The organism is Arthrobacter sp. 10T413_2, assembly GCF_056394205.1.
Window position 1 is genome coordinate 1 of record NZ_JBFTHK010000313.1, and the last position, 2,378, is coordinate 2,378.

At 65.6% G+C, this 2,378-nt stretch carries 2 protein-coding genes and 1 pseudogene; all 3 read right to left on the minus strand.

Going from position 1 to position 2,378, the window contains the following annotated elements:
• The coding region (locus AC1DBQ_RS22945; protein WP_476930700.1) for a DUF1254 domain-containing protein at window positions 1-995 on the minus strand (995 nt) is incomplete at its 3' end.
• Window positions 996-1,076: 81 nt separating this feature from the next.
• On the minus strand, window positions 1,077-1,772 hold the full coding sequence (locus tag AC1DBQ_RS22950) for a hypothetical protein (RefSeq protein ID WP_476930701.1): 696 nt from the start codon (window positions 1,770-1,772) through the stop codon (window positions 1,077-1,079).
• A gap of 449 nt (window positions 1,773-2,221) precedes the next feature.
• Window positions 2,222-2,378, minus strand: a pseudogene (locus tag AC1DBQ_RS22955) (IS110 family transposase); the annotation flags it as partial.

A 2,378-nucleotide genomic window follows, 5' to 3' on the forward strand; every position in this document is an offset into this window, starting at 1 on the left:
GCAGGGTCGTTGGCGGCGATACCGGCCAACGACTGATCCGCGGCGCGGCGCAGGAAGTCGTTGCCGAACCGACCCTCGGCCGGTGGAGGGTACCGCCAGCCGTTGACGATGGTCGCCCAGTCGCCGCTGGCGAACTGCTCCCTGAGCAGAGCCATCCCGGCGGTCGCCGCGCGGGCAAGGCCCCGGCGGACCGCCTCGGGTTGAGCGTCGACGTCGAGTCCGGGACCGACGCCCAATCCGCTGAACTGCTCCAGCATCAGGGCCTGCTGGGGCGGCGGCGGGTTCTCGGCCAGCATCGCGTTGAGGGTCCTCCAGGGGCCCAGAGGGTCCTCGGTCACCGGCACCGGCGCATACACGTCCCGCCGCTCCGGGACCGCCGCCCCGGGCGTGCCCCACGCGCTGACCGAGGTGAGCCGGTATTGGCCCTGCAGGGCTGCCGCGTTTGCCAGATCCTCGACCCCGTTGACGGCGGTGCGACCGAGCACCAGCACCCACGGGGTGGGCGAGGGCCGGACCGGCTGCACCCCGGGCGGCAGCTCACCGCCCCAGCCGGGGCCGACGATGGCGAAGGCACCCGCCCCCGAGCCGGTGGCGCGCTGACCGACGTAGCCAAAGTTGTCCGACGTGAAGGCGGCGAGCTGGAAGGTGAAATACCGCTCGCCCATGTCCGGATGGGACAGCACGATCGGCTCCCCGCTCAGGTCCAGCCAGGCAAAGGAGTACAGCGCGTCCGTGCTCGGGCACCCCCCTGCCCGGTAACTGGCGTCCATGAGCCGCCGGGCATGCCAGAACTGGTTGACCGGGGCATACGGGACGACGTCCGGGTCCTGCTTTCTGGTCACCCATTCGTGCCGGATCCTGGCGTTGTAGATGTAGGGGAAGCCGTAGATGAAGGCCTGCACCCCGGCGGTGTAGGCGTACTCCGCGCGCCAGTCGAGCTTCTCCGCGGGCGGGGGCGCCGGGAGTGCCGGCGGCTCGGATCCGGTCTTCGTCATGATGCGCCTTCCCTGGAGCCGAAACCTACTGGTTCTCGATCTTCTGGTAGTTGTCCTCGTGCTCGCGCCGCAGTCCGCGGCCTACACGGACCGGAGGCGCTGGTAGTTGTTCTCGAGCTCGTCGAGGACGATCGTGTTTGGCGGGTCACTGTCATAGATGGCACGCATGACAAGTTCGTTCTCGAGCGTCCGGGTCCGGTAGGTCCATCCCTCCGGCAGTGCCAGGCGGTCGCCGAGTGTCGGCAGCTTGTCGACAGTGTTGTCGGGGTCGATTCCCAGGGAGGCGCTTTGCATGACGTACACGATTTGCTCAGGGGAAACCAGCTCGTAAACCTCTGAGCCGGCGTCAAAGAACCATGTGGTGGTGCGCTTGGAGACCGTCTCCCGGTAGGGAGTCTGCTTGCCGGCGACGAATGCGTCGAAATCCGGAACGACGAAGGTGCCATACAAATGCATAGGGAGCGGGCCAAGCATGCTGAGCTTGCCCCCATCAAAGGCCTCCGCGGTGAGCCGATCCGCCAGGAAACGGCGCGGACCGTTGAAGCGGATCCCGTCTCCGCCGTATTCCTTCTGCAACTTCGCCGGATCGAGTGCCCGGAAACGAGCGTCGAACTCCTCGTCCGGGAGATCATCGGGCACCCCGAGGGAGTTGTAATAGTTGCCTGACCCTCCGGGTCCGTCTGCGTCCCTCGTCATGATGAGGACCTCGGCGTGGTGCTTTCCGTGCATGTTGTCACCCGTGACCAGAACGGCTGCCTTCTCCATTTCATTAGGCATGGTGCACCTCTCCTCTCGGTCGTGGTTTGATGAGGCCACTCTCCGCCTTCCAGGGCTCCCCGTGGATCACCCGCATCGGATGAAATGTCGCCGCGACCGCACACCATCCGTCCTGGCTGATGAGCGTGGTTGCGGCCGAGGGTGTCGAGATGTCGCCACCACCTTGGACGGCAAGGACCTTCGCCAGAACACCATGTACAGCGGCACCTGGGAGGGCGAGAATCCGCCTGAGAAGGCGGACATGATTTGGTGATGCCGACCTGGCCATCATATTGGCTCTCCAGTTCCCCCAGCTTGGAGAGCCGGGAGCCTGTGCGGCCCGGCTCCCACCGCGCCGACACATCTCCCGCATCCAGTCTCGTAACTCTAGGTGTACCGCCCACGGATTCGAGGCGTCTCGCACAGTCATTTTTGTCACTCGCAAATGGGGGGTGTCCCTATGCTTTTGGTCAAGCGGCCTCGGGTGCCTTTTCTTGGTAGAGGGTGCCGTTTTTGAGCATGGCGAAGATGACGTCGCAGCGGCGCCGGGCGAGGCAGATGATGGCGGCGTTGTGTTTCTTTCCTTGGCCGCGTTTCCGGTCGTAGTAGGCCTTGGAGAGCGGGTCA